At 72.7% G+C, this 25,153-nt stretch carries 26 protein-coding genes; 17 read left to right on the forward strand and 9 right to left on the reverse strand.

Annotated elements, in window-relative coordinates:
• Positions 1–120 precede the first annotated feature (120 nt).
• Positions 121–819: a TetR/AcrR family transcriptional regulator gene (locus tag IO30_RS0139155; protein ID WP_051902858.1), complete on the forward strand. Its 699-nt coding sequence runs from the start codon at positions 121–123 to the stop codon at positions 817–819.
• Positions 820–835: 16 nt separating this feature from the next.
• Here IO30_RS0139155 and IO30_RS0139160 read toward each other — a convergent pair whose 3' ends face one another.
• Entirely contained in the window at positions 836–1,525 is a 690-nt protein-coding gene (locus IO30_RS0139160; protein WP_031151999.1) for a TetR/AcrR family transcriptional regulator, read from the reverse strand.
• Positions 1,526–1,653: 128 nt separating this feature from the next.
• On the opposite strand from IO30_RS0139160, the gene IO30_RS0139165 reads away from it, so the two are divergent.
• The 6 genes from IO30_RS0139165 (at position 1,654) to IO30_RS0139190 (ending at position 8,810) form a co-directional block, all read left to right on the forward strand.
• The gene (locus IO30_RS0139165; RefSeq protein WP_031151363.1) at positions 1,654–3,348 is read left to right on the forward strand and encodes an amidohydrolase; all 1,695 of its coding nucleotides are present in this window, start codon (positions 1,654–1,656) and stop codon (positions 3,346–3,348) included.
• Positions 3,349–3,414: 66 nt separating this feature from the next.
• Positions 3,415–5,076, forward strand: coding sequence for an ABC transporter substrate-binding protein (locus tag IO30_RS0139170; RefSeq protein ID WP_031151365.1), 1,662 nt, complete (start codon positions 3,415–3,417; stop codon positions 5,074–5,076).
• The gene (locus IO30_RS0139175; protein ID WP_031151366.1) at positions 5,073–6,041 is read left to right on the forward strand and encodes an ABC transporter permease; all 969 of its coding nucleotides are present in this window, start codon (positions 5,073–5,075) and stop codon (positions 6,039–6,041) included. The genes IO30_RS0139170 and IO30_RS0139175 overlap by 4 nt, the downstream gene beginning before the upstream one ends.
• Positions 6,038–6,880, forward strand: coding sequence for an ABC transporter permease (locus tag IO30_RS0139180; protein ID WP_037896417.1), 843 nt, complete (start codon positions 6,038–6,040; stop codon positions 6,878–6,880). The genes IO30_RS0139175 and IO30_RS0139180 overlap by 4 nt, the downstream gene beginning before the upstream one ends.
• A complete protein-coding gene (locus tag IO30_RS0139185) occupies positions 6,877–7,911 on the forward strand; it encodes an ABC transporter ATP-binding protein (RefSeq protein WP_078904941.1) in 1,035 nt (344 codons plus the stop codon). The genes IO30_RS0139180 and IO30_RS0139185 overlap by 4 nt, the downstream gene beginning before the upstream one ends.
• Entirely contained in the window at positions 7,908–8,810 is a 903-nt protein-coding gene (locus tag IO30_RS0139190; RefSeq protein WP_031151992.1) for an ABC transporter ATP-binding protein, read from the forward strand. Before IO30_RS0139185 ends, IO30_RS0139190 begins: the two co-directional genes overlap by 4 nt.
• On the opposite strand, the gene IO30_RS0139195 is transcribed toward IO30_RS0139190, so the two are convergent.
• Entirely contained in the window at positions 8,807–9,475 is a 669-nt protein-coding gene (locus tag IO30_RS0139195) for a response regulator (RefSeq protein ID WP_051902859.1), read from the reverse strand. The two genes, IO30_RS0139190 and IO30_RS0139195, sit on opposite strands and share 4 nt — an antisense overlap.
• Positions 9,476–9,639: 164 nt before the next feature.
• Between IO30_RS0139195 and IO30_RS0139200 the strand changes: the two genes are divergently transcribed.
• From IO30_RS0139200 to IO30_RS47805, 4 genes are read left to right on the forward strand one after another with little or no spacing between them, the layout of a single operon-like run.
• A complete protein-coding gene (locus IO30_RS0139200; protein WP_031151375.1) occupies positions 9,640–10,593 on the forward strand; it encodes an ATP-binding cassette domain-containing protein in 954 nt (317 codons plus the stop codon).
• Positions 10,594–10,598: 5 nt separating this feature from the next.
• On the forward strand, positions 10,599–11,417 hold the full coding sequence (locus IO30_RS0139205; RefSeq protein WP_031151377.1) for an ABC transporter permease: 819 nt from the start codon (positions 10,599–10,601) through the stop codon (positions 11,415–11,417).
• 34 nt (positions 11,418–11,451) lie between these two features.
• Positions 11,452–11,883, forward strand: a complete 432-nt coding sequence (locus tag IO30_RS0139210) for a GNAT family N-acetyltransferase (RefSeq protein WP_167347315.1) — start codon at positions 11,452–11,454, stop codon at positions 11,881–11,883.
• 14 nt (positions 11,884–11,897) lie between these two features.
• Positions 11,898–13,550, forward strand: coding sequence for a sensor histidine kinase (locus tag IO30_RS47805; protein WP_272933181.1), 1,653 nt, complete (start codon positions 11,898–11,900; stop codon positions 13,548–13,550).
• Between the two features lie 28 nt (positions 13,551–13,578).
• On the opposite strand, the gene IO30_RS0139220 is transcribed toward IO30_RS47805, so the two are convergent.
• Positions 13,579–15,012 carry a multicopper oxidase family protein gene (locus IO30_RS0139220; protein ID WP_237403295.1) on the reverse strand — a complete coding sequence of 478 codons (1,434 nt, stop codon included), beginning with the start codon at positions 15,010–15,012 and terminating at the stop codon, positions 13,579–13,581.
• A 211-nt stretch (positions 15,013–15,223) separates the two neighbouring features.
• Between IO30_RS0139220 and IO30_RS0139225 the strand changes: the two genes are divergently transcribed.
• Positions 15,224–16,153, forward strand: coding sequence for an alpha/beta hydrolase (locus IO30_RS0139225; RefSeq protein ID WP_078904942.1), 930 nt, complete (start codon positions 15,224–15,226; stop codon positions 16,151–16,153).
• Between the two features lie 21 nt (positions 16,154–16,174).
• On the opposite strand, the gene IO30_RS0139230 is transcribed toward IO30_RS0139225, so the two are convergent.
• The 3 genes from IO30_RS0139230 to IO30_RS0139240 all read right to left on the reverse strand — a co-directional run bounded on the left by IO30_RS0139230 (position 16,175) and on the right by IO30_RS0139240 (position 19,347).
• Positions 16,175–16,486 (reverse strand): NIPSNAP family protein, encoded by a 312-nt coding sequence (locus IO30_RS0139230; RefSeq protein WP_031151386.1) that lies wholly within the window; start codon positions 16,484–16,486, stop codon positions 16,175–16,177.
• 7 nt (positions 16,487–16,493) lie between these two features.
• Entirely contained in the window at positions 16,494–17,168 is a 675-nt protein-coding gene (locus IO30_RS0139235) for a hypothetical protein (RefSeq protein ID WP_031151388.1), read from the reverse strand.
• 154 nt (positions 17,169–17,322) lie between these two features.
• Complete coding sequence (locus IO30_RS0139240) at positions 17,323–19,347, reverse strand: RICIN domain-containing protein (RefSeq protein ID WP_234321431.1); 2,025 nt, start codon at positions 19,345–19,347, stop codon at positions 17,323–17,325.
• Between the two features lie 501 nt (positions 19,348–19,848).
• Here IO30_RS0139240 and IO30_RS0139245 point away from each other — a divergent pair.
• The gene (locus tag IO30_RS0139245; RefSeq protein ID WP_051902860.1) at positions 19,849–20,181 is read left to right on the forward strand and encodes a hypothetical protein; all 333 of its coding nucleotides are present in this window, start codon (positions 19,849–19,851) and stop codon (positions 20,179–20,181) included.
• Between the two features lie 42 nt (positions 20,182–20,223).
• Here IO30_RS0139245 and IO30_RS0139250 read toward each other — a convergent pair whose 3' ends face one another.
• Entirely contained in the window at positions 20,224–20,688 is a 465-nt protein-coding gene (locus IO30_RS0139250; protein WP_031151393.1) for a hypothetical protein, read from the reverse strand.
• A 171-nt stretch (positions 20,689–20,859) separates the two neighbouring features.
• The gene (locus tag IO30_RS0139255; protein ID WP_031151394.1) at positions 20,860–21,420 is read right to left on the reverse strand and encodes a GNAT family N-acetyltransferase; all 561 of its coding nucleotides are present in this window, start codon (positions 21,418–21,420) and stop codon (positions 20,860–20,862) included.
• A 226-nt stretch (positions 21,421–21,646) separates the two neighbouring features.
• Between IO30_RS0139255 and IO30_RS0139260 the strand changes: the two genes are divergently transcribed.
• The 3 genes from IO30_RS0139260 (at position 21,647) to IO30_RS0139270 (ending at position 23,643) form a co-directional block, all read left to right on the forward strand.
• Positions 21,647–21,964, forward strand: a complete 318-nt coding sequence (locus IO30_RS0139260; protein WP_237403294.1) for a hypothetical protein — start codon at positions 21,647–21,649, stop codon at positions 21,962–21,964.
• A 175-nt stretch (positions 21,965–22,139) separates the two neighbouring features.
• Positions 22,140–23,045, forward strand: coding sequence for a DUF2199 domain-containing protein (locus tag IO30_RS42515; protein WP_051902861.1), 906 nt, complete (start codon positions 22,140–22,142; stop codon positions 23,043–23,045).
• Between the two features lie 67 nt (positions 23,046–23,112).
• Positions 23,113–23,643 carry a GNAT family N-acetyltransferase gene (locus IO30_RS0139270; RefSeq protein ID WP_031151399.1) on the forward strand — a complete coding sequence of 177 codons (531 nt, stop codon included), beginning with the start codon at positions 23,113–23,115 and terminating at the stop codon, positions 23,641–23,643.
• Positions 23,644–23,677: 34 nt separating this feature from the next.
• Here the strand turns inward: IO30_RS0139270 and IO30_RS0139275 are convergent, their stop codons facing one another.
• Positions 23,678–24,319 carry a LysE family translocator gene (locus IO30_RS0139275; RefSeq protein ID WP_037896421.1) on the reverse strand — a complete coding sequence of 214 codons (642 nt, stop codon included), beginning with the start codon at positions 24,317–24,319 and terminating at the stop codon, positions 23,678–23,680.
• A gap of 73 nt (positions 24,320–24,392) precedes the next feature.
• Here IO30_RS0139275 and IO30_RS0139280 point away from each other — a divergent pair, with 73 nt between their 5' ends.
• Positions 24,393–25,052, forward strand: coding sequence for a DUF2278 family protein (locus IO30_RS0139280; protein WP_031151403.1), 660 nt, complete (start codon positions 24,393–24,395; stop codon positions 25,050–25,052).
• Positions 25,053–25,153: the final 101 nt, after the last annotated feature.

Below are 25,153 nucleotides of genomic sequence, written 5' to 3' on the forward strand. Positions count from 1 at the left end.
CGGCCGGGAAAGGGGGCCGGGGCTGCGGAGTTGCGGTTCGTCAACGCGGTGAGGTAAGTAAACGGTGTTAGTCCGGGGGGCGTGGACGCTCTCACCGTGTCCCTGGGGAGGAGCCCCCTCATGCCCGCCATGTCACGCCGTGAACGCCTGCGGATCGAGACCACCGCCGAGATCAAGGCAGTGGCGCTCGACCAGCTGTCCGCCGGTGACGTCGCCGGGATCACCCTGCGCGGCATCGCACGCGAGATGGGCATGACCGCCGCCGCGCTGTACGGCTACTTCGACACCCGCGACGACCTCCTCGCCGCGCTGGCGGCCGACACCTACAACCGCCTCGCCGACCAGCAGGAGCAGGCCCGCGACGCGCTGCCGCAGGAGGCGACCGCCGCCCGGGTGCTTGCCGTCGCGTGCACCTTCCGCGAGTGGGCCTGCACCCGGCCGGCGGAGTTCCGCCTGACCTACGGGGACGGCTCCTCGGGCTACGCCACGCCCGCCGACAGCGTGGGGGTGGCCGCCCGCCGGTGCTGCATGATCCTCCTCGGCCTGGTCGACGCCGCCTGGCCGGCCGCCCCCGAGCAGCTCAAGCGGGCGGAGGCCGAGTGGAGCGACTTCGTCCCCTCCCTCGCGGCCCTCGCCCGCGAGAGCTTCCCCCACCTCCCGCCGCAGGCCCTGCTGGCCTGTCTGCGGGTGTGGGGCCGGATGTACGGCCCCGTCGCGCTGGAGGTCTACGGCCAGTTCGGCCCCGAGGCCAACCCCCGGGTGCTCTTCCGGGCCGAGATGGACTCGGCCCTGGAGATGCTCGGCCTGCAGAAGCCCTGAGGCCGCGGCCGCCGGTTCAGCGCAGGGCCTCCGCCCGTAGCTCGATGGCACTGATCAGCGCCTCGACCCGGGCCAGGAAGATCTGTTCGTCCGTCACCTCGGCCAGTTCGGTGCTCAGCCGGGTGATGTGCGGGAACCCCTGGGCGTCCACCAGCCGGTACTCGCGGCTCCAGGAGGTCTCGTCGGCCTCCCGCACGTCCGGGTCGAACAGCAGGTACGCCGCCCGCTGGCCGACGAAGGCGAGCAGCGAGTCCCCGACCATCCGGTAGTGGACGGCTGCTTCGGCCCCGTCGAGCCCCGCCTCCGTCACGGCGCCCAGGATGAGTTCGACGACCCGGAACTCGTTGGGCCGCCTCGTGGTCCGGCTGGCCATGGTCGATCCGACCACCGGGTACTTGAGCGCGACCTCCAGAGAACCGGCCGCGAGCGCCCGCAGCCGGTCCTTCCAGTCCAGCCCCTCGGGAATGCTGTCGAGCACCTCGCCCAGCGTGCGGTCGGCGACGGACAGCAGCAGCTCGTCCTTGTCGCGGAAGTGCCGGTAGATCGCCGTGGGGTCGGCGCCCAGCTCCTCGCCGAGCCGTCGGACGGTGAAGGCGTCCTCACTGCCGCGGGCCGCGATGCGCAGGCTCGCCTCGATGATCGCCTCGGGTGTGAGCTGACTGCCCGAGCGCTTGGACCGGGCGGGTGTGTCGGATGACTTCGGCATGGTGCGGCCAGTGTATCGATTTGGACCGGAGCTGGCGCAACACCGTTGACAACAATGTTGCGCTCCCGTTCACTCCTCCTCAACAACACGCCGAGCGGGCCCGCCCCGCCGAGCCGGAGGATGCGTCGATGGCCAAGAACAGTCAGCGGACCGGGCAGCGGGCCGACACCGTCTTCGTCGGGGGGAAGGTCTTCACCGGCACCGCGGACGCCCCCGTCGACGCCGCCGTCGCCGTCGGGGGCGGCCGGATCCTCGCCGTCGCCGACGAGGCCACGGTCCGTTCGTACGCCGACACCGATACCGAGGTCGTCGACCTGGCCGGCGGCCTGCTCGTCCCCGGCTTCCAGGACGCCCACGTCCACCCCGTGGTCGCCGGGGTCCAGATGCTCAGCTGCGACCTGGCCGAACAGCACACCGTCGAGGGCTACCTGGCCGTCGTGGCACGCTACGCGCAGGACCACCCCGAAGCCCCCTGGATCCGCGGCGGGGGCTGGTCGATGGACGTCTTCCCCGGCGGCACCCCCACGCGCACCCTGCTCGACGCGGTCGTCCCCGACCGGCCCGTCATGCTCACCAACCGCGACGGCCACGGCGCCTGGGTCAACACCCGCGCACTGGAACTCACGGGCCTGGACCGCACCACCCCCGACCCGGCGGACGGCAGGATCGAGCGCGAGCCCGACGGCACCCCGGCCGGCACCCTTCAAGAGGGCGCCATGGACCTGGTCGCCCGACACGTCCCCCTCCCCACCGCGGACGAGGCCTACGCCGGCCTGCTCGCCGCGCAGGAGCACCTGCTCTCCCTCGGCGTGACCGCCTGGCAGGACGCCATGGTCGGCGCCTTCCCCGGCCACCCCGACAACTTCGGCGTCTACCTGCGCGCCGCCCACGAGGAGACCCTGCGCGTACGCGTCGTCGGCGCCCTGTGGTGGGACCGGGAACGCGGCCTGGAGCAGATCCCCGAACTGGAGGAGCGCCGCCGCACCGGCCGGATCGGCCGCTTCCGCGCCACCAGCGTGAAGATGATGCAGGACGGCATAGCCGAGAACTTCACCGCCGCGATGCTGGAGCCCTACCTCGACGGCTGCGGCTGCCCCACAGGGAACTCCGGACTCAGCTTCATCGACCCGGAACTCCTCACGGAAGCCGTGTGCCTCCTGGACCGCGCCGGCTTCCAGGTCCACTTCCACGCCCTGGGCGACCGCGCCGTCCGGGAGGTCCTCGACGCCCTCGCCGCGGCCCGTACGGCCAACGGGTCGGGCGACAACCGCCACCACCTCGCGCACCTCCAGGTCGTCCACCCCGACGACATAGGGCGCTTCGCCCAGCTGGGGGCGGCCGCGAACATCCAGGCGCTGTGGGCCGCGCACGAACCGCAGATGGACGAGCTGACGATCCCCTTCCTGGGACCCGAACGAGCCGCCCTCCAGTACCCGTTCGCAGACCTGCGGCGCGCCGGGGCGCGGCTCGTCGCCGGCAGCGACTGGTCGGTCAGCAGCCCCGACCCGCTCTGGGGCATCCACGTCGCCGTCAACCGCGTCGTCCCCGACGAGACGCCCGGCGGACCCGGTACGGGTGCACCCGCCGCACCCTTCTTCCCCGAGCAGGCCCTCACCCTGGCCGAGGCCCTCACCGCCTACACCGCGGGCAGCGCCTGGGCGAACCACCTCGACGAGGTCACCGGCACCGTCGAGGTGGGCAAGTGCGCCGATCTCGTGGTCCTCGACCGGGACCCCTTCGGCCGCCCCGCCGAGGAGATCGCCCTCACCCGCGTGATCCGGACCTACGTGGACGGCGAACTCCTCTTCGCCGCGAAGCCCTGACGCGAGCCCCGACGCGAGCCCCGACACAAGCACCCCCGCCCAGCTCACCCCTCACGGAGGCAGACGATGCCCTCAACCCGAACGAGCGCCCCACGCCCCGCACGGCTCCGCAAGGCCGTGACCGCCACCCTCGCCGCGGCCGCCGTGCTCCTCGCCGGCGCGTGCAGCGGCGCCGCGCCCCGGCCCGCCGGCGCCACCGCCTACGAGCTCACCGACCGGACCCCCGCCGCCTCCGGAGACCTGGACTCCTTCACCTGGTCGGTCTTCGCCGAGCCCGCCACCATCGACTACGCCTACTCCTTCGACTACCCGCCCAACCAGATCCTCGCCAACGTCTGCGAGAGCCTGCTGCGCTGGAACCCGGACCTGACGACCTCCCCGAACCTCGCGGCCTCGTACACCAACCCCACTCCCACCACCTGGGTCTACCAGATCCGCCCCGGCGTGCGCTTCCACGACGGGACGGAGCTCACCGCCGACGACGTCGTCGCCTCCCTGCGCCGCAACCTCGACCCCGAGACGGCCAGCGTGTGGGCCCATCCCTTCCGCAACGTCACCACGGTGGACCGCACCGCGCCCATGGAGGTGACCGTCACCCTGGCCCAACCCGACTCCATGTTCAACCAGTACCTGGCCGCCGGCCCCGGCACCGTGGAGTCCGCGGCCACCCTGGCCGCCGCGGGCAAGAACTACGGGAACCCGCAGACCGGGGTGAACTGCACCGGCCCCTTCTCCTTCGACTCCTGGACCTCAGGCCAGTCGCTCACCCTCAAGCGGTTCGACGGCTACTGGAACCCCGAGCTCAAGGCGAAGGCGGGCCGGGCCAAGTTCGTCTTCCTCGCCGACCCGACCACCCGCGTCAACGCCTTCCAGAGCGGCGAGGTCGACGGCGGCTGGATGGTCCCGCCCAGCGCCTACGGCCAACTGCGCTCCAGCCAGGCCGGAACCCTCTACTTCGGCCGCAACACCACCGTCGCCGACGAAGTGGTCGGCAATCTGTTGGGTCCGCTCGGCGACGTCCGGGTGCGCCGCGCCCTGCTCATGGCCATCGACCGCGAAGGCATCGTCAAGGCGGGGGCCGGCGGCGTCGGCGAGGTCGCCGGATCGCTCGTCACCGACAACCTCTGGAGCGGTGCCCCCGCCGCCACCCGCGAGGGCCTCGCCAAGGACCTGCCGCAGTACCCGTACGACCCGGCGAAGGCCAAGGCACTCGCCGCCGAGGCAGGGGTCTCCGGCCAGAAGATCGTGATCGCGACCAGCCCGCTGGACTCCCAGACGACCATCATCACCCAGGCCGTCGCCCAGGCCGCCACCGCCATCGGCCTGAAACCGCAGATCGACAGCATCTCCGCGGAGAAGTACACGGCCCTGTTCACCGACCCGGCCGCACGCGAGGGCGTCGACCTCTTCCTCACCTTCTGGTACACCTCGGTCACCGACCCGCTGGACATGTACGCCTCGCTGCGCACCGGCGCGTTCAGCAACTACGGAGGCTGGTCCGACCCCGCCTTCGACGCGGCCGTCGACCGCTCCGTCGCAGCCCAGGACCCGGCCGAACACGCGGACGCCAACGCCGAGGCGCACCGGATAGCCACCCGGGAACTGCCCTGGCTGCCCCTGTACACCCAGCCCGTGAGCGTCTTCCTCGGCAAGCGGATCACCGGGGTCCAGCCCTCCATCGCCTACCTCTACTACCCCTGGGCCGCCGAGATCGGAGCGAAGGGATGACCCTCGCAGCGGTCCGGGCCTGGCGCGTGCTGCGCCGGCTGGCCGGAATGGCGGCGACCCTGCTGGTCACCTCCTTCCTGGTGTTCTCCTCGCTGTACCTGGCACCCGGGGACCCCGCCGCCTTCCTCGTCCGCGGACGCAGTCCCAGCCCCGAGCAACTCGCCGAGATCCGCAGGCAGTACGGCTTCGACGAACCGTTCCTGACCCGGTACGGGCACTGGCTGGAGGGGGTGTTCCAGGGCGACCTCGGCCGCTCCTACCTCTTCCACCAGGACGTCTCCGCCGTCATCTGGTCGCGCCTGCCCTCCTCCCTCCTCCTCGTCGGGACCTCCGCCCTGCTGATCGCGGTGGTGGGCGTCGGGGCCGGCGCGGTGGGAGCACTGCGCCGGGGGACCCGTACCGACCGCACCCTGATGCTCCTGGTCACGGTGGGCGCCGCCGCACCCGCCTTCGTGGTCGCGCTGCTGCTCAGGTCGGTCCTCGGGGTCCAGCTGGGCTGGTTCCCCACCATCGGCAACGGCAGCGGCCTGCTCGACCGCATGCACCACGTGGCCCTTCCGGCCGTGGCGCTCTCCGTGACCTTCACGGCCCTGGTGACCCGGGTGACCCGCTCGGCCATGCTCGACGAACTGCGCCGCGAGCACGTGGAGGTCGCCCTGAGCCGGGGCACACCCCGGCGGACCGTCATCCGGCGGCACGTACTGCGCAACGCACTGGGACCGATCGTGACGGTCTCCGCACTGCTCGTCTCCGGGATGCTGGTCAGCACCGCCATCGTCGAGACCGCCTTCGGGATGTCCGGCGTCGGCTCCCTGCTCGTGCAGTCCGTGGACCAGCTCGACTTCCAGGTCGTCCAGGCCGTCGTCCTGCTGGTCGTGGCCGCGTTCGTCGTGGTCAACGCCCTCGTCGACCTGCTCCTCCCGCTGATCGACCCGCGCACCGCGGCAGGGGGCGGCGCCCGGTGAAGCACGCACTCGCCCGGCTCCGGGCCCTCGGCGGCAGCCCGCTCCAGCGGATCTGCCTGTTCCTCCTCCTCACCTTCCTGCTGGTCGCGCTGCTGGCCCCCTGGCTCGCCCCGCACGACCCGACCTTCGGCCGCCTCGGCGACAGCCTCCTGGGACCGGGCGCCGGACACTGGCTCGGCACCGACCAGGGCGGCCACGACACCCTCTCGGCACTGCTCGTCGGGACGCGCACCAGCCTCGCCGGACCGCTCGCGGTGGTGCTGTTCTCCACCGCCCTCGGCATCGCCGTGGGCCTGTTCGCCGCATGGCGCGGCGGCTGGGTCGACGCCGCCGTCAGCAGGGTGCTCGACGTCCTGTTCGCCTTCCCGGCCCTGCTGCTCGCCATCCTCGCCGTGGCCCTCTTCGGCAAGGGGATGACCGCTCCGGTGCTCGCCATGGCCCTCGCCTACATGCCGTACACCGCACGCCTCGTCCGGGGGCTCGCCGTACGCGAGAAGTCCCGGCCCTACATCGCCGCCTACCAGGTGCAGGGGCACTCCGCCGTGTTCGTCACGGTGCGCAGGATGCTGCCCAACATCGCGCCCACCCTGCTCGCCCAGTCGACGGTGAACTTCGGGTACGCGCTGCTCGACCTCGCCGCCCTCTCGTTCCTGGGCCTGGGCGTACAGCCGCCGACCCCCGACTGGGGCGCCATGATCAACCAGGGTCAGACGGCCGTGCTCCAGGGTCAGCCCCTGTCCGCGGTGGTCCCGGCCGTCGCGGTGGTCCTGGTGGTCGTCGCCTTCAACGTCGTCGGGGAGAACCTCGGCGACCGGCTCGCGGGAAGGGACTCCCGATGACACTGCTCGCATACGAGGCCCTGACCGTCACCCTGCCCGGGACGGCCCGGCCGGTCCTGGACGGCGTCAGCCTCACCGTCGAGGAGGGCGAGATCGTCGCCCTCGTCGGCGAGTCCGGCTCCGGGAAATCCGTCACCGCCCGCGCCGCCCTCGGCCTCTTCCCCGACGGCGCCGCCACCGGCGGCCGGGTACGCGTCGACGGGACCGACCTCGTCGGGGCCGATGCCGCGGCCCTGCGCGAGGTGCGCACCGCCAAGGCCGCGATGATCTACCAGGACCCCCGGGCCGCCATCAACCCGGTACGCCGGATCGGGGACTTCCTCACCGAGTCCCTGCGCCTGGTGCACCACTGGCCCAAGGCCCGGGCGCGCACCCGGGCCGCGGAACTCCTCGCCGCGGTGGGCCTGCCGGACCCCGTCCGGCACCTGGACCAGTACCCGCACGAGCTGTCCGGAGGCATGCTCCAGCGGGTCGTGATCGCCGCCGCCCTCACCGCCGAACCCCGGCTGCTGCTGTGCGACGAACCGACCACCGCACTCGACGTCAGCACGCAGGCCGAGATCCTGGCCGTCCTGGGAGGACTGCGCCGCGAACGCGGTCTGGGCATGCTCCTCATCACCCACGACATCGAGCTCGCCGCCGCCGTCGCCGACCGGGTCCACGTGATGTACGCGGGCCGCATCGTGGAGAGCGCCCCCGTGGCGGAACTCTTCGCCTCCCCCCGGCACCCCTACACCGCCGGCCTGCTCGGCTCCTCCCCGCCCCTGACGGGCCCCGACGGCCCCCCGCTCCGTCTCGTCCCGGTCCCCGGCTCCCCGATGGGCTTGCTGGAATCCGCACCGGGCTGCGCGTTCGCGCCGCGCTGCCGCTTCGCCGAGCCCGGACGCTGCGACCAGGGGCCGCCGCCGCTGCGGCAGCACGGACCGGCCCTCGTCGCCTGCCACCGCGCCGGTGAACTCGCCGGTACGGCCGCCGCCCGGCCCGGCCCGGAGCTGATCCTTTCCGTCCCGGCGTCCGAGGAGGACAGGTGACCGCACCCGCCACGCCCACCCCCGCCCGCACGCCCGCGCTGCTCCAGGTGAGCGGCCTGCGCAAGACCTACCGGACCGGCGGTACGGAGGTCGTCGCCGTCGACGGCCTCTCGTTCGACCTGCGGGCCGGGGGAGCGCTCGGCATCGTCGGGGAGTCCGGCTCCGGGAAGACCACCACGGCCCGGATGCTGATCGGCCTGGAGCGGCCCGACGCGGGCCGGATCCTCGTCCAAGGGGAGCCGCTGGCCGCCTCGGTACGCGGCCGGGCGGCCCGGCTGGCCCGTGCCAAGGCGGTCCAGATCGTCTTCCAGGACCCCTACCTCTCCCTGGACGCCCGCCTCTCCGTCGGCGCGACCGTCGACGGAGTGCTGCGGCTGCACGGCTCCCACGACCGGGCGGCCCGCGCCAGGCGGGTCACCGAGCTGCTGGACCAGGTCGGCCTCGGCGCCCGCGAGGCGGCCGCCCTGCCCCGCGGACTCTCCGGCGGACAGCGCCAACGCGCCGCGATCGCCCGGGCGCTGGCGGTGCAACCGGCCGTCCTGGTGCTCGACGAAGCGGTGTCCGCCCTGGACGTGTCGGTGCAGGCCCAGGTGCTCAACCTGCTGGCCGACATCCGGCGCGACACCGGCATCGGGCTGGTCTTCGTCAGCCACGACCTCGCCGTCGTCCGCTACGTCTGCGACGAGGCGCTCGTCATGTACCGGGGCCGGACGATGGAGCACCGGCCCGTCGCCGAGCTCCTCACCTCCCCCCGCCATCCGTACACCCGGCTGCTGCTCGCCTCGGTGCCCCGCCCCGGCTGGGACCCCGACTCGATCAGCAGGCAGCGCCGGGCCCTGGACCCGGCCGGCGCCGTGCCCGCGGAAGGAGGCGGTGGACCTCTCCGGTCACAGCACTAGCCGAACTGTCCCGCCTGCCGCGCTTCGTGGGCGGCCAGCGCCGCCTCCACCCGGTTGCGTACGCCGAGCTTGCCGAGGATCGTGCTGACGTGCGCCTTCACGGTGCCCTCCACCAGGTGGAGGCGCGCGCCGATCTCGGCATTGGACAGGCCCGTGCCCAGCAGGGCCAGTACCTCGCGTTCCCGCGGGGTCAACCCCTGTACGGCGCGGACGGCATGGCCTGCGGGCCCGGCCGGCGTCCCGGCGGCCAGGTGCCCGCTGCGCAGGCCCGCGATGACCCGCGCGGCGACCTTGGGGGAGAGGTACGCCCCTCCCGCAGCCACCGCGTGCACCCCCGTCAGCAGTTCGCGGGGGTCGTCGGCCTTCAGCAGGAATCCGCTGGCGCCCTCCCGCAACGCCCGCGCGATGAACGCGTCCTCGCCGAAGGTGGTCAGCATGACCACGGCGGTGCCGGGCAGTTCGCGGTGGATCCGGGCCGCCGCCGCGATCCCGTCGAGCCGGGGCATCTGGATGTCCAGCAGGGCCACGGCAGGACGGTGCGTGCGCACGGCGTCGACGGCCCCGTGCCCGTCGGCCGCCTCGGCGACGACCTCGATGCCGGGATCCCGCGCCAGGATCGCGCGTACGCCCGCCCGGACCATCGCCTCGTCGTCTGCCACCAGCACCCGCACCACGGGGCGAAGTCTAACGACGGGCACGCCGGGCGCCGTTCGTCGGGGAGCACCCCCGTCGAAAGTAGGGGGCCGGCCGCCGACCCGGGGCCGATGCGGGGCGGGCGCCGCGATTCCTACAGTCGCAGCACGTGACCGCACACACATGAGGGGCACCCGTGATCACCCTGCGAGGACTGACGAAACGGTACGGCGCGAGGACCGCCGTGAACGACCTCACCCTGGACGTCGAGCCCGGCCGGGTGACCGGCTTCCTGGGCCCCAACGGCGCCGGGAAGTCGACCACGATGCGCATGATCCTCGGCCTGGACCACCCCACCGCCGGAGCGGCCCTCGTCGACGGCAAGCCGTACGCCTCGCTGCGCCACCCGGCGCGCGAGGTCGGGGCGCTGCTCGACGCGAAGGCCCTGCACCCGGCCCGTTCGGCCCGCAGCCACCTCATCGCACAGGCCCGCAGCAACGGCATCCCCGTGCGCCGGGTGGACGAGGTCCTGGAAGAGGTGGGGCTGGCCGCGGTGGCCCGCAGGCGCGCCGGGGCGTTCTCCCTCGGCATGTACCAGCGGCTCGGCGTCGCCGGGGCGCTGCTGGGCGATCCGAAGGTGCTCGTCCTCGACGAGCCGGTCAACGGCCTCGACCCCGACGGCGTGCGCTGGGTACGCGAACTGGTGCGCGCGCAGGCCGCACAGGGCCGGACGGTATTCCTGTCGAGCCATCTGATGAGCGAGATGCAGCTGACGGCCGACCGGCTCGTCGCCATCGGCCGGGGCAGGCTGCTGGCGGACACCCCGCTGGCGGAGCTGCTCGCCGCCAGCGCGGTGGCCTGCGTACGGGTGGCTACACCGGCCGCGGAGGACCTGCGCACCCTCACCGCCGGGCTGCTCGCGGCCGGAGCCGTGTCCGTGGAGCCCGCCGGGGGCGCAGAACGCGACGTCGTCCTCGTCAGGGGCAGCACCGCGGCGCAGGTGGGCGACATCGCCCACCGCCTCGGCATCCGGCTGCACCAACTGCACAGCGTCAGCGCCTCGCTGGAACAGGCCTACATGGAACTGACCGGAGCCAGCGTGGAGTACACGACCGGGCCCGTCCCGGCGCACCACCACCCGGAGGCGTGAGCAACGTGACCACCGATGCACCCCTCTCCCCTGTGGGTCCCCGTCTGCGTCCCCGTACAGGCCCCGGCCCCCTCCCCGCGGGCGGCGGACTGACCGGCGCGGTCGCCGCCGAATGGACCAAGCTGTGGTCCCTGCGCGCCCCGTACGTATGCCTCGCGGCCGGGATCCTGCTGACCAGCGTGTTCACCTTCTACTACGGGTCCCTGGCCCGGATCGACGACGAACCGCTCCAGCCCCTCGGCAACGCCCCGGCCTACTCCGTCCTCCTCGGACAGTTCGTCTTCGTCGTCCTCGCGATGACCACGGTGACGGGCGAGTACGTCACCGGCAGCGTCCGCACGTCCCTGCTGTGGGTGCCCGTCCGGTACCGCGTCCAGCTGGCCAAGTCGGCCGTGGTGGCCGCGGTGTGCTTCCCCGCGGGAACCGCCTACGCCGTCCTCGGGATGGCCGTCGCATGGACGCCGTTCCGCGGTCACGCCACCTTCGCCCCGGCCGAAGCGGCCTCCCAGGTGCTGGCGACGGGGCTCTACTGCGCGCTGATCGGCGTCCTGACGGTGGGCGTGTCCTTCGCGCTGAGGTCGGCCGCGGCGACCCTGTCCGTGCTCTTCGTGCTGCTCTCGGGTCTGCCGAGTGCCTGCACCGCGCTCGGCGGCGGCTTCCTCCTCACCGTCAACGACTACCTCCCACAGACCGCCGGCGGTCACTTCACGATCGTCGACGGCCTTGCCCCGTACCCGCCGGTGGCCGCGATACTGATCATGGCGGCCTGGGCGGCCGCCGCCCAGCTGGCCGGCCGGTCCGTACTGCGGCTCCGAGACGCATGAGGGCCGGGCCGCCCGTACGGACGGGACGGCGCAGATGACCATGACCGAGGGGGAAGACGACGTGCCCTACGAGATGAGGCCCGGCGTGCCGGACGTCGAGACCTACCGCCGGCTGCGCGGTGAGACGGGGCTCGGCGCGAAGACCGTGGAGGGAGCGCTGATCGGGCTGCCGAACTCCTGGTACTGCGTGACGGCCCGGCACGACGGGGAGACGGTCGGCATGGGGCGGATCGTCGGCGACGGCGGTTGCTTCCTCCAGATCGTCGACATCTGCGTCCTCCCGGACCACCAGGGCCGCGGTCTGGGCAAGCAGATCATGGCGGCGCTGTCCGCCGAGCTCGAACGGCGCGCCCCGCAGGGCACGTACGTGTCCCTGATGGCCGACGGCGACGCCCGCCACCTCTACGCGAAGTTCGGTTTCGCCGAGACCGCACCCGCCTCGGTGGGCATGGCCCGCCTGCTGTGAGGACGCCCCGCCCGGTGGCCCGCCCGGTGGCCCGTACGGCAGCGGCAGCCCTTGCGGGACCGGTCGTGCGGGACCTGGCGCTGTGGGCCGTACTGGCGGGCGCCGGGGTCTTCGCCTATCTGGAGCAGGCGGCGCCCTCCGCGTTCCTGCTGCTGGTCCTGCCGCTCCCGGTGCTCGCCGCGGCCGTCGCCCTCAGCCGCAGCCGGCCCGCCGCGGCCGTGTTCCTGGCGAACGCGGCGTGCGCGGCGGGCCTCGCCGACGACCCGCCGGCGGCCAGCGCGTACCTGCTGGCGCTCGCCGCCCTGACGTACCTGCTCGCCCTGCGGGATCCCGGCGCCGGGAAGGCCCTGCTGCTGTTCGCGGCCTGCACGGCCACCGACCTCGCGCTGTGCGCCGTCCTGGGCGTCGGCTCCGTGTACTGGTTCTACACCGTGACGCTGATCCCCGTCGCCCTGGTGCTGCCCTGGCTGGCCGGCCGCTACCGGCTCGCGCGGCTCGCGCTGGTCCGCGACGGCTGGCAGCGGGCCCGGGACCTGGAGGAGCGGCAGCGGTCCGTGGCCGAGGAGGCGCGGCTGCGGGAACGGACCCGGATCGCGGCCGACATGCACGATTCGCTCGGCCACGAGCTCAGCCTCGTCGCCCTGCGCGCCGGAGCCCTGGAGCTCTCCCCGACCCTGACCGAACAGGACCGGGCGGACCTCGCCGAGCTGCGCGCGGCCGTCTCCGACACGGTCGGCCACCTGCGCGACACCATCGGCGTCCTGCGTGACGGCGCGGACGCGGACCCGGTGGACCTGGCGGATTTGGCGGACCTCGGGTCCCCGGTGGTCCCGGCGGCGTCCGAGCCGGTCGAGGAACTCGCCCGCAGGGCATGCGAGTCCGGCGTCACCGTGGAACTGAGCCGCGACGGCGCCCGGCCCGTCCTGCCGCCCCTGGTCGACCGCACCCTCTACCGGGTGGTGCAGGAATCCCTCACGAACGCCGTCAAGCACGCACCCGGCAGCGCCGTCCGCATACGCCTCGTCCACGGCGGCGGCCGCACCACGGTACGGGTGACCAACTCGGCCCCGCCGTCGCCCCTTGCGCCGCCCCCGCCGGCCGGGCCGGCACCGGGCCACCGCGGGCTGACCGGCCTGCGCGAACGGGTGCAGATGATCGGCGGGACGCTGCACGCCGCTCCCCGCGACGGGGGCTACGAACTGCTCGCCACCCTCCCCGACCGGGTGGGCCCGGGCCCCGGCCGCCCGGCCGGCGCCGCGGGGAGCCGGGAGGAGCCGGGCACGGAATCCGTACGCCGGCTCACCGCCGCCCGGCGCAGCACCCGTCGCCGGTTCGCGGCCGCCTTCGCGGCCCCGGCGGCGCTCGGCCTCCTCATGCTGGGCAGCGCCGGGTACCTGGCGCACCAGCTGACCACCTGCGTACTGCGCCCTGCGGACTTCGCGGCGATCGAGGCGGGCCGGGACCGGGCCGAGTTCGCCCGGCTCCTGCCGCAGCGGGCGTGGCGCCACGCACCGGAGGCCGTGACCGCACGGCCCGTCCCGCCCGGTACGGTCTGCGCCTACTACCGGTCGAACGGCAACCTCCTGGACGAGGTCGACGTCTACCGGCTGTGCTACGAGGGCTCCCGACTGGTGGCCAAGGACGTCCTGCCGGGCGGGCCGGGGTGACGGGGGTGACGGGGGTGACGGGGCCTGCCTACTCGTCGATCTGGAGCACCGCCATCATGCCCCCGTCCTCGTGGTTGAGGATGTGGCAGTGCAGGACCGTCTTGCCCGGGTAGTCGAGGAACCGGGTCCGTACGACGATGTTCCCGCGCGCCGGTACGAGGACGGTGTCGCGCAGGCCGTTGTTCGGCTGCTCCTCTCCGTTCACGCTCATCACCTGGAAGCTGTTGGTGTGCACGTGGAAGGAGTGGTCCTCCTGGCTGTTGTTCCGGATGGTCCACTCCTCGACCGTGTTCAGCTTGACCCGGAAGTCGACGCGGTCGTGGTCGAACTGCCGGCCGTTGACGTAGAAGAGCGTGTTGTCCCGGCTCTCCGTGAAGGTGATCGTCTTGCTGTCCGCGAGGGGTTCCTGCCCGAGTTCCTCGACGGGAGCGAACCCGGTGGGCAGTTGCGCCGGTTCCACTTCCTCGCCCGCGGACTCCACCGTGGCCAGGGTGGCCTGCGGGAACTGGCCGCCCGTACGGCCCGAGTCGTACGGGAGGGTCTGCAGCTCCGTCGTGCCGGCCGGGCCGCCCTGGACGAGCACGTCGTAGCGGCTGCCCGCGGGGATGACCAGCGACTCCGCCCGGTAGGCCTCCTTGACCGGGTAGCCGTCCTGGGCCACCACCTGGAAGGCCGAGCCGGGGAGCGCCACCTTGTAGAAGATGTTGGCGCCGATGTTCGCGATCCGCCACAGCTGGGTCTCGCCGGGACGGATCCGGATGCGCGGGTTGACCTGGCCGTTGACCGTGCGCGTGGTGTCCGCGTTCATCTTGAGGTCGGTGGTCTTGATCTCGTCGCCGGTGATCCGGAAGTCCTTCAGCGCGACGGTGTGTTCGGTGATCCCGCGCAGCGGCTGCGGAAGGTACTGGTCGAGCCCGTCCACCACGACCAGTCCCGCCATGCCCCCCGCCACCTGGGCGGTCGACAGGGAGTGGGCGTGCGGGTGGTACCAGTACGTGCCGGGCCTGTGGTCCTTGGGGAACGCGTAGCGGTACTCGAAGGTCCCGCCCGGCTCGACGGAGAGGAACACGTTGTCGGCGGCGTCGCCGGGCGAGACGTGCATCCCGTGCACGTGCAGGTTCGTCTGCTGGTCGAGCTTGTTCTCGAAGGTGATCTCCATGCGGTCGCCGGGCTTCAGACGCAGCGTCGGCGGCATGTACAGCCCGTTGTAGGTCATGGCCCACAGGTCGCCGCCCGCCAGTTCCACCTTCTTGCGCTCGACGACGATCGTGGTCTTCAGGAGTCCGTCCTTGCTCACCACCTCGGACGGATCGAGCAGATCGGCCGTGGCGGCCCGCACGGGCGGCGCCTGGTGTCCGCGCGGAGCCGGACCGGTGGCGGTCCCGCAGCCGGAGGCGAGGGCGAGCGCGACGAGGGCGCCGCCGAGGGCTGACCAGGACCGGCGCAGGACATGCGGAAACAAACGGACTCCCCGAAGAGGTGCCGCGGCACGGGAGGCGAGCGGCTTTCGGCTCGCCATCATGCACGGCAAAAGGGGTGAAACCGAATATGACCCGCGAGGAGTACACCTGGCGGCACCTTGATGTACGACCAGACGGTGATCTTGGACGCACTTCGGCCGGCACGGCCGGATCGTGACGGCCTCCGGAACGTCAACTCCTAGAGTCCACACCATGGATGACACGGACGCAGTGAACGGACGGACCGCCGCCGACGGGCCCGGGCCCGAAGGGGGCGGGGCGCGACGGGGGGACGGAGGCGTCACCTTCGTGCTCGTGCACGGCGCGGGCGGCAACTCGTTCGCCTGGACGCCACTGATGAACGAGCTGGCGTTGCGCGGGCACCGGGCGGTGGCGGTGGACCTGCCGGGCCACGGGCTGGACGCCTACTTCCCGGCCTCGTACCAGGTTCCGCAGGACCCCGAACGGCTGCGCACCGAACCCTCGCCGATGGGCAAGGTGACCCTGGACGACTGCGCCGAGCACGTCACCGCCGTGGTGCGGCGCGCCCACCGCAACGGGCCGGTGGTGCTGGTCGGCCAGAGCATGGGCGGGGTGACCCTCAACGCGGTGGCCAACCGGGTACCGGGCCTGATCGCACACCTCGTCTACGCCGCCGCCTTCTGTCCCACGAAGCGGGCGACCGCACAGGAACTGATGACGACGCCCGAGGGCGCCTCCAGTGCGATCTTCCGGATCCCCGTCGTCCCGACGCCGCCCGAGCTCGGGGTCAACCGGGTCAACTGGCGCTCCGCCGAGCCCGCCCTGTTCGAGGCCGTGCGGGAGGCGCTGGGCCTGGACCGGACCGACGAGGAGATCCGCGCCCTCCTGAACGTCCTGGAGCCGGACGAGTCCGCGGCGATCGGCGTCACCGACGCCCGGGGTCTGCCGCAGGCGTGGGGCCGGGTGCCGCGGACGTACCTGCGCTTCACCGAGGACGGTTCGATCCCGCCCGCCCTGCAGGACCTGATGATCGCGGAGGCGGACGAGGTGACCCCGGAGGACCCCTTCCGCGTGCGGTCGCTCGCGGCTCCCCACATCGGCCCCCGCGACCCGGCGGTGCTGGCCGACGAGCTGGAGCTCGTCGCCGCACCGCACCGCTGACGGCGCGCGCCGCCTCCGGCCTCAGGCGGTGTCCTCCAAGGGCCGGAGGAAGCGGCGTTCGTACCGCTTGATGCAGCGGGTCGTACGGGCGAGCTCGAACGCCTCCTGGCACTCCGGATCGGACATGCTGTCCGTGCGGTACTGCTCGTAGGCGGCGAAACCGGGGAAGGAGAAGAGGGCGTAGGCGATGTCGCTGTCGCCCTCGCTGGGCAGGAAATAGCCGTGGTGGGTCCCGCCGAAACGGTTGACCAGCCGGACCCAGCGGCGGCCGTACTCCTCGAAGTCCGCGAGCTTGTCCACGTCGATCTCGTACTTCAGATGAATGGTGATCACACCACCATCATGCCTCGCCCCGGTTCCGCCGCGCCCGTCGCCGACGGAGCAGGAGACCGACGGCCGCGCCCGCCAGTGCGGTTGCCGCCACGCCCGCCGTCGTCCACCAGACGGACCCGTCGCCCGCCTCGGCCTCGGCGCCCTGCGGCCGGGGGTCCGGCTGCTCCGCGGGCACGGACGGGGACGGGGACTGGGACGGTGCGACGGGAGCGGGCGCCGCGGTGGTACCGGCACCGGCCCCGGCCCCGGCAGAGGTTCCTGCCGTCGCCCCGCCGGCCGCGGACGGGGACGTCACGGGGGCCGGGTCCACCACCGGCACGCCGACCTCCAGTTCACCGTGCCCCAGGGCCGGGAACCCCACGTCCACGGAGACCTTCCACGTACCCGGCGGCAGCACCTCGGCCGTCGTCCAGCCCGCGGGTGCGGCGGCCGGATCGCGCACCAGCCGCCACGGGCCCTGGGTGCGCGTGCCGTCGACGCTGACCGCGTTCACGGTGGCGGCGACGGCCTCGTCGACGGCGTCCCCGTCGTTCTCCCAGGTGACTTCGGCGGTGACGTGGCCCTCGCGCTGCCCGGTCACCACCACCTTCACGTTGTCCCCGTGGGCGTGGGCCGTGGCGGGGAGCAGGAACATCAGGCCGAGGGCGGCCAGCAGGGCGGGGAGAGCGGTTCTAGTGCGCATCGTCGCGGTCCTCCGGGTGGGATGAGGAGTGGGCGGCGGACGGCCGCGCGGGGCGGCCGTCCGCCGCTGTGGATCACGGCTTCAGGACGTCGAGGTCAGCCGGTGCCGGTGCCGGCGCACTGCCGGCACCGGCCGGACCTGACCGCCGGCCGGGTCAGCCGGCCTTCTGGAACGTCCAAGCCTGCGCCGGACGCCCGTCCGCGCGCTGGAGGTCGAGCAGCCAGGTCCCGTAGTAGGGCCGGCTGCTCACGGTGAGGGCGAAGCCGCCGCTCGGGTCCGTGACGGTCATCGCGCCGCCCCGCGACGACAGCCGCCAGGTCTGCGCCCCGCCCGAGCCGCACGGCTGCTGGGCCACCCACATGCCCGCGGCAGGGGTGCCGCCCGGTTGCAGGCACTTGCCGGAGGCCGCGGAACGGATGCGGACCTGCCCACCGCCCGCGTCGTCGAAGATCCACTGCTGCTGCGCGTACCCGTTGGCGCGGGCTCCGACGAGCACGGTGCCGTCCGCGGTGCGGCCGCCCCACAGCTCGGCGGCCATGCCGCTGCTGCCGTTGCGGAGCACGTAGCGGGCGCCGGGGGTGGTGGCGCCGTCGCCGGTGCGGGCCGTACGGAAGGAGGTGGCCTTGCCGGGACCGCTGTCCCGGCCCGCGCCGTCGCGGACGGAGACGGCCACCGAGTACGAGGTGTCGGGCTTGAGGTTGTAGATCCGCAGCACCGGGGACTGGACCCAGGCCAGGTGCTTGCCGTCCAGCATCACCTGGTACCAGGCGGCGCCCTCGGTCTTGGGCCAGCTCACCACGACGGAGTCCGGCTGGATCTGGCCCGCGGTCACCGCGGGCCCGCCACCGGGCTTCTTGGTCGGCGTCGGCGAGGGCTTCTTCGTCGGGCTCGGCGTCGGGTTCGGGTTCGGCCCGGGGTCGGTGCCGCCACCGCCCTTGCTGCGCATCAGGAACTGGTTGTCGGCGATGTTCCAGTGCGTGGCCAGATAGCTTCCGGGCTTCGGACTGGTGTGGAAGTAGTCGTCGTGGTTGCAGTCCAGGATGTTCTCGGCCGCCTGGTTGGTGCAGACGTTGCGCATCTTGGGGTAGTTCGGGCTGTCCGAGTAGCACATGACGTCGAACTCGTCGGTGCAGTGGGCGCCCAGGCTGGTGTTCGGGGCGCTGTTGTTGACCGCGCCCAGGTTGTGCCCGAGCTCGTGCGCGGCTGTGTGCCCGCCCCAGCAGCCGGAGTCCGTACGCCCGTAGGACGGGCCGAAGTTGCTCTGGTTCGCCTGGCCGGGCCGCTCGTCACCGGCGAAGGTGCCGATGCCGCAGTAGACCTGGCTGTCCGCGAAGATCATGTACTTGCGGTCCCGGCGGTCGAGGCCCTTGCCCGCGAGCGCCCGGTTGGTCGCGCTGAACTCGGACAGTGCGGAGTCCGGGAGTTCGATGTTGAGCACCGTCGGCGTGCAGTCGGCGGCCGTCACGTAACGGATGTGGCGTACGCCGCCGGTCTCCTGGGCGCTCGCCGAGTAGATCAGGTCGGCATCGGCCGCCCACTTCCGGAAGGAAGCCACGTACTCGGAGTAGCGGTCGCGGCCGGGGCCGTGGACGTACACGACCTGCACGCGGTTGCCGGAGCTGCCGTCGCCCTCGCACTGGACGGTCTGGCCCGCGGGGCCGGCCGCGACGGCCTGGCTCCCCGTGGACGCCTCCGGGGCGGGGGCTGCCGCGGCGGCCTTGGCGGACCCCGCGTCGGCGGCGGGCGCGTCCTGAGGACGCCCGCCCTCCTCGGCGCTGGCCGGGTCCTCGGTCGCGGGACGGGCCGGATCGGCGGCCGGGGCGCTCGTCTTGACGGCCGGCGGGATGTCCTTCTTGATGTCGACGCCGGTGGGAGGGGCGTCGGGGCCGTGCGTGCAGTGACCGGCGTCCGTGCGGTAGACGCCCGTGCAGGGGTCGCCCTTCGGCGCCGCCTTGAGGCCGTCGTAGATCATGCCGCGCGCGTCCTCGTTGGCGGGCGCGTCCGCGATGGGCTCGGGCTCCTGGTCCCGGGCGGGCTCGGCGGCCGGAGCGGCCGCCTCCGCTCCTGCTCCCGAGGCCTGCACGGGCGTCCCCGCCTCGGCGTTGTCGCCGAGGCCGGAGTAGGCGATCCCTCCGGCCAGCACCGCCGCCGTGGCCATGGCGGCGGTGAGGAGTATCAACCGCCGGGGTCTGCGCCGGTGTTCGGGGCGTCTGCGCCGTCCTGTCATGGGCACCTCAAATCGAAATGGGAAGACTGGGTGCGCGGAAGCCTGCCAGACGAATGCCGCGGAGAATTCGGACAAAGAGGAGCGTGCCTCGAGAAATCGTTCCGTTACCTATTGGCCAATTTTGACGAACCGTCAAATGGCTTCAAAGTAAAGGGAGTTACGCGCGTAGGGCGATAATGGTCCAGGCCTTTTCGGTGGAGTCGTTATCAAATCGAGATAAGAAGCGGACTCTTATTGACGGGAATTCAGTCAGGGATTCATCTAATTACTACCTGTCGAATTCCCTCCGTCACGACCGGTGAGGAACACCACGGTCAGGCGGCCGCCCATCAGCCCGCCGCGGCCTACGGGGAGTTCGATGAGACGGGCGGCCGACTGGCCTGGCAGCCGCGCCGTCAGTGACGGAGGCCCTGAGACGGACCGGACGGGCCACGGAGGCTGTTGGATGGTGCGGTGGCGAGACGACGCAGGATCAAGAAGCAGCGGCCCACCTTCGGCATACCGAGGGAGGCCGTCCGGATGGCCGCGCAGGACGCTTGGCCGTACACCTTCGTCGCCGACGACCTGAGCGGCGGATGCGGCAAGGTCCCGATGCCTTCCGACGCGGCTCTGGAGGACGTACAGGCGGCAGTCTCCGCTCTCCTGACGGACTGCACCCGCTCATGCCACGGCGTCGAGATCGCCGTCGCATGGTCCCCCCTGACGCCGGACTCGTGGGTGGGGCGCGTCAGTCGGGTCGCCACCGATGCGACTCCTCCGCCCCGCGCGGTGCCCGAGGCAGGTTAGTGCTGTGACGACGGGAAGGGTCCACCGGGTCGCAGACCCAGGTCACTCGGTGGGGGATGTGGGCGTCGGCGAGGCTTCGCGCACGTAGCCCGGGCTGGCGTGGTGCGGGAGGAAGCCTCTGCCGCTGGAACTGCCCGATACCGAGAGGTGGAAGGTGCACACCGTCCCGGCGTCGGTGCCCGCGTAGTCGAACCTGATTCCCGGCTCCTCGTCGGGGTAGGTGTCGAACACCCAGGTCGCCGGGCCGGTGTAGACGTAAGAGGGCGAACTCGGGTCCCCCACGCAGTTGTCCTGGGCCTGCGGCACCCGCTCCACTTCCGCGGAGCCGTCTGCCCGCACCGTCAGACGTCCGCCGCTCGGCGTCGTCCAGACGCCCTCCACGTCGAGGACGGTGAGCGGGGGGTTTCGATCCGGGGTCAGGTCGACGAGCAAGGAGGCCAGCGCCGCGACGGCCAACCCCCCGCCGGCCATCAAGAGCCAGACGATGCTGCGGGGGCGGTCGGTCACCGAGGTCATCCTTCAGGCCGGTTGGCGCTGGTCCCGGCAGCGCCGGAGATGTTCAGCTCAGGAACAACTCTGCACGTCCGCAGGAGACTTTGCCTCCCGAGCCGTCCAGAACGCTTCATCGACGGTGATCGGTTCCAGCACGCCCGTCGTGGGCCCCGGCCCCGCCCGGGTTCACGCCTCGGAAACCGCCCGGCCCTGCGGGGCCGGCTTCCAGTCCTGGACGAGGAGGCCGAGCAGGACCTCGTCCAGGAACTCGCCCAGCACCCAGGCCGAGGAGCGCAGCACGCCCTCGCGGACGAAGCCGTTGCGCTCGGCGGAGCGCAGCATTGCAGCGTTGTCCGACAGCGTCTCGATCTGCAGCCGTTGCAAGCCGCGCACGACGAAGCCGTAGTGGCACAGCGTCGCGACCACGTCGGTGCCGTAGCCCTTGCCGCGGGCGGACGGCAGCAGCCCCAGCCCGATGTGCGCGGACCGGTTGTGGTTGTCGATGCCCCACAGCACCGCGGTGCCGACCAGAGTGCCGCCGCCGAGCTCCACGACCGAGAACGGGACGTGCCCCGGCTCCTTGTCGTCCACCACGAGCCGCGGGTCCTTCGCGCCGGGCGAGGTGGGCCGCCACGGCCCGCTCTCGGCCCGCGAGGAGTTGACGACGTCGTCGTAGAGCTCGGTCCGCAGGATCGGGACGTCCTCTTCGTGCCGGGCCCTGAGCCCGACCTTGCTGCCGCTTAGCATGAAGGATTCCTATCCGACCGGACTCGCCGACGGCAAACCGAATAACTGCGGATTCCAGCAAGAGGTCCGGAGGCGACGAAGTCGGATGAGGCGCAGCCGGTTCGAGCGAGGGCCCGTCCGGTCTGCCCCAGGTGCTCCGTCTCGCGGTCGGCCCACGACGCGGGCAGCCTCACACACCCACCCGTCCGGTCTGGGCGCCGTGCATAGTGACCTCATGGATCGATTCGTGGGTCAGGCCCGCCTCGAATGGTGGGCCAATCCATCGACTTGCCTCGGCACCTACGACATCGACATCACCGTCACTGTCGATGCGGTCGGCACCTTGCGGGCGGCCGGTCGGCATGCCAAGTCCCTCGACACGGCCCAGCGCGAGGGCTGGGACTTCCTCATGGAGATGGATCCCCACTTCTCCCTTGCGTTCCCCGGCGAGGATCGCGGCGGGATCACGGTGCGAGTCGTCGAGGCAGGGAGCGGAACCTTCTCGCTCGCGGAAGCACCGGATCAGGCCGGCTCCGGAGGCGTCACCTTCGACCTCCTCACCTGAGTTCAATCCCCAAGGGGGGAGGAAGCGGCTGCGCGCCCCCTGCAGGCGCCGGTTCGAGCAGGCCCTGGTGCGGATCCCCATGTCGTTCTTAGCGGACGCCGAGCCGTCAGCAGGGCCCCGCGACGGCCGCCCCCCAAGGCACAGCGGCGCACCGGCCGCAGCCTAGGGTGGCGGAGTGACCGGCCACCTGACCTCCTGCTCCTGCTGCGGCGACCCGCTCCCGGACGAGCGGCGCATCGACGTCGGGTTCAACCTGCCCGACGCCGCCCGCACCGCACCTGAGGGGGCCCGGCACAGCCTCGGTCCCCGCGCGCTGATCCGGGTCGACGGCGTCGGCTCCTTCATCCGCTGTCTGCTGCCCGTCCGGCTGACGCACGAGACCGAGCTGGTCCTGGGGATCTGGCTGGAGGTCGACGAGGCCACGCTCCGGCAGGCCGACGACCTGTGGGACGACCCCGGTTACGCGGACCTCTCCTTCACGGGGCGGTTCGCCAACAAGGTCCGCCCCTGGGGCGACGACCTGCTGGGAGCCCCCTTCACCGCCCGGGTCACCGTCCCCGGGGAGCTGCCCTACCTCGTCGCCGGTCATGCCCCGACGGCCGCCCGCGTCCTGGAGGACACCTGGGACCGGGACCACGTCCTCAGCCGCTTCCCGCACGAGCTTCCCATCGACGTCCGCACCGACCTCGGCGACCGGTGGACGGTCGTCCGCACCGCCGGCCTCACCGCCCGGTTCGCCGACGGAGCCGACCGGTTCGCCGGGCCGGACCGCAGCGCCGCCGTGTACCTGTGCACGGACGACGAGCCGGGACGGCCGCCCGCGGACTTCCTCTCCGCGCTGCTCGACGGAGCTCCCGACAAGCTCCCCGGGCAGCGGCTCACCGAGCCGCTGCCGGGCGGCCTGCGCCACGCCTTCTGGCTGACCCCGTCCGACCACGGCCGGGAGCGGCACGAGTTCTACGGCTTCACGGTGCCGGCCTCCGGTACCGCCGCCCACGTGTTCTGCAGCTACGAGGACCCCGCCCACCTCGCCTGGGCCCAGCAGGTCTGGCGGTCCCTCGAACGGGCCGACCCGTCCTGAACCGTCCGTTCGGTGCGTGGACCGGCGAGGGCAGCCCGGCCCGACCGGCAGTGTCTAAGCTTTCGCCGTGAACGACACCACAGACGGCATACGGATCCGCCCGGGCAGCCCCGCCGACGCACCCGTCATCCTCGACATGCTCGACGGTGCGGTGGCCTGGATGAACAGCCGCGGCAACACCGAACAGTGGGGCACGATTCCGTACTCGCAGATTCCGGGCGGAGTGGCCCGGGTCGAGCGGTACACCACGGACAACGCGCCCTACCTCGCCGAACTCGACGGCCGGCCCGTCGGAGCCCTGGTGATGGACACCGGGCCCAGCCCGCAGATGCCGATCGCACCGGCCGGGGAACCCGAGCGGTACGTCCGGCTGCTGGTCTCCGACCGGCGGTACGCGGGCCGGGGCATCGGGGCGGCGCTGCTGGCCCATGCCGCCGAGGAGACCCGGCGGGCCGGCGTGGACCTGCTGCGGGTCGACTGCTGGGCGGGCGGCGGGGGCGAACTCGTCGCCTTCTACGAGCGCAACGGCTTCACCCCCACCGACCCCTTCCTGTCGGGCACCTGGCCCGGACAGGTACTGGCCCGCCGGGTCGGCTGAGGGCGCGCGAGACGTGCCTCCCGGGACAACACGCCTAGTCCTTGTGGCCCGTCGCCGCCACGGTCACGCCGAGGCCGATCAGGGTGATGCCGCCCGCCCCGCCGATCAGGGAGAGCCTGCGCGGCGAGCGGGCGAACCAGGTGCGGGTGGTCGCCGCGACCAGACCCCACGCGCTGTCGGAGGCCAGCGCGATGAGGTTGAACACCAGCCCGAGCAGCAGCATCTGCAGGGTGGCGTGCCCCTGCCCGCGGTCCACGAACTGCGGGAGCACCGCGGCGAAGAAGACCATGGTCTTGGGGTTGGCGACGCCCACGGCGAAGCCCTCCCACACCGTACGCAGGCTGCCGCGCCCCGGACCGGCATCGCCGACCGCGGCGGCGTGCAGCGCACCGCGCCCGCGCACCGCCTTGATGCCGAGGTACACCAGGTAGGCGGCGCCCGCGAGCTTGAGCGCCGTGAACACGAGGACCGAGCGCTCCACGACCGCTCCGACCCCCAGGGCCACGGCCACGACGAGGGCGAAGGCGCCGAGGGTGTTGCCCACGACCGTGGTCAGCGCGGCCCGGCGCCCGTGCGCCAGCGCCCGCCCGATCACGAACAGCACGCTCGGGCCGGGAATGATGATCAGCAGGAAGGACATGGCCGCAAAGGCCAGCAGCCGGTCGGTGGACACCATGGGAGCCATGTAAACACGGCGCCCACTCCGGCCCGCAGTGCTTTTTCGCGCACCGGATGGTTGACTCGCAGGCATGCCGCTCGACGCCTACGGTGTGCTCTCAGGGACCTTGCACGGCCACCACCGGGACCAGCCCGACGCCCAGGGGCGCTGGTCCCGCGTCCACCTGGAGGTGGACGCCCCCGCGGGCCGCTACCGCTGCGCCGTCGACGTGGACGGCGAGCAGTCCGGGACCGCCGTCCGGTGGAAGGTCTTCACCCTGGCCCCCTCGGTCCTCGAACCGGTGCCCGCGCTGGGGCCCGGCTACCACGACCTCTCGACGAGCTCCGGATCCGGAGCCCTGGACCACCTCAGGCATCCGGCCCTCGCGGACCGCACCGGCTTCCTCTTCCTGCGCCGCCCGCCCGCCTGGCTGCAGCACCTCCTCGACCGGCTGCACCCGCCCCGGCCGTGGCTTTCCGGCTCCCCCCTCGAAGCCGCGCAGGCCCTGGAACCCCTCCTGGTGCCCGGCAGGCCGGTCCTGATCTTCGGAGAGCCCTTCGAGCACGGCCTCGGCATGCACGGAATCCACCAGAACCAGGGCGATCCGGACGGCAGCCGGTGGTGGGCGGACAACGGCACCTGGCAGGACGGGGCCGTCCTGACCCGGCGCTCCGACGGCTGGTACGACGTGTTCCTGAGCAAGTTCTCCGGCCAGGCCGACCGGACCGACGCCGACGGCCACCCGGCCTGACCGCCCCCGTACCCGGGGACGCCCCTCGTACCCGGGGAGGCCCGCCGCCGCGCCGAGGCCGATCTGCTGAACCCCGGCGCCGTGACGCATCCCGCGCACAC

Origin of the sequence: Streptomyces xanthophaeus, assembly GCF_000725805.1 — a bacterium.
GTDB lineage: Bacteria > Actinomycetota > Actinomycetes > Streptomycetales > Streptomycetaceae > Streptomyces > Streptomyces xanthophaeus.

Coding starts and splice junctions, on each gene's coding strand:
- IO30_RS0139155 (WP_051902858.1), top strand. CDS start 121: ATGCCCGCCATGTCACGCCGTGAACGCCTGCGGATCGAGACCACCGCC.
- IO30_RS0139160 (WP_031151999.1), bottom strand. CDS start 1,525: ATGCCGAAGTCATCCGACACACCCGCCCGGTCCAAGCGCTCGGGCAGT.
- IO30_RS0139165 (WP_031151363.1), top strand. CDS start 1,654: ATGGCCAAGAACAGTCAGCGGACCGGGCAGCGGGCCGACACCGTCTTC.
- IO30_RS0139170 (WP_031151365.1), top strand. CDS start 3,415: ATGCCCTCAACCCGAACGAGCGCCCCACGCCCCGCACGGCTCCGCAAG.
- IO30_RS0139175 (WP_031151366.1), top strand. CDS start 5,073: ATGACCCTCGCAGCGGTCCGGGCCTGGCGCGTGCTGCGCCGGCTGGCC.
- IO30_RS0139185 (WP_078904941.1), top strand. CDS start 6,877: ATGACACTGCTCGCATACGAGGCCCTGACCGTCACCCTGCCCGGGACG.
- IO30_RS0139210 (WP_167347315.1), top strand. CDS start 11,452: ATGACCATGACCGAGGGGGAAGACGACGTGCCCTACGAGATGAGGCCC.
- IO30_RS0139225 (WP_078904942.1), top strand. CDS start 15,224: ATGGATGACACGGACGCAGTGAACGGACGGACCGCCGCCGACGGGCCC.
- IO30_RS0139235 (WP_031151388.1), bottom strand. CDS start 17,168: ATGCGCACTAGAACCGCTCTCCCCGCCCTGCTGGCCGCCCTCGGCCTG.
- IO30_RS0139255 (WP_031151394.1), bottom strand. CDS start 21,420: ATGCTAAGCGGCAGCAAGGTCGGGCTCAGGGCCCGGCACGAAGAGGAC.
- IO30_RS0139275 (WP_037896421.1), bottom strand. CDS start 24,319: ATGGTGTCCACCGACCGGCTGCTGGCCTTTGCGGCCATGTCCTTCCTG.
- IO30_RS0139280 (WP_031151403.1), top strand. CDS start 24,393: ATGCCGCTCGACGCCTACGGTGTGCTCTCAGGGACCTTGCACGGCCAC.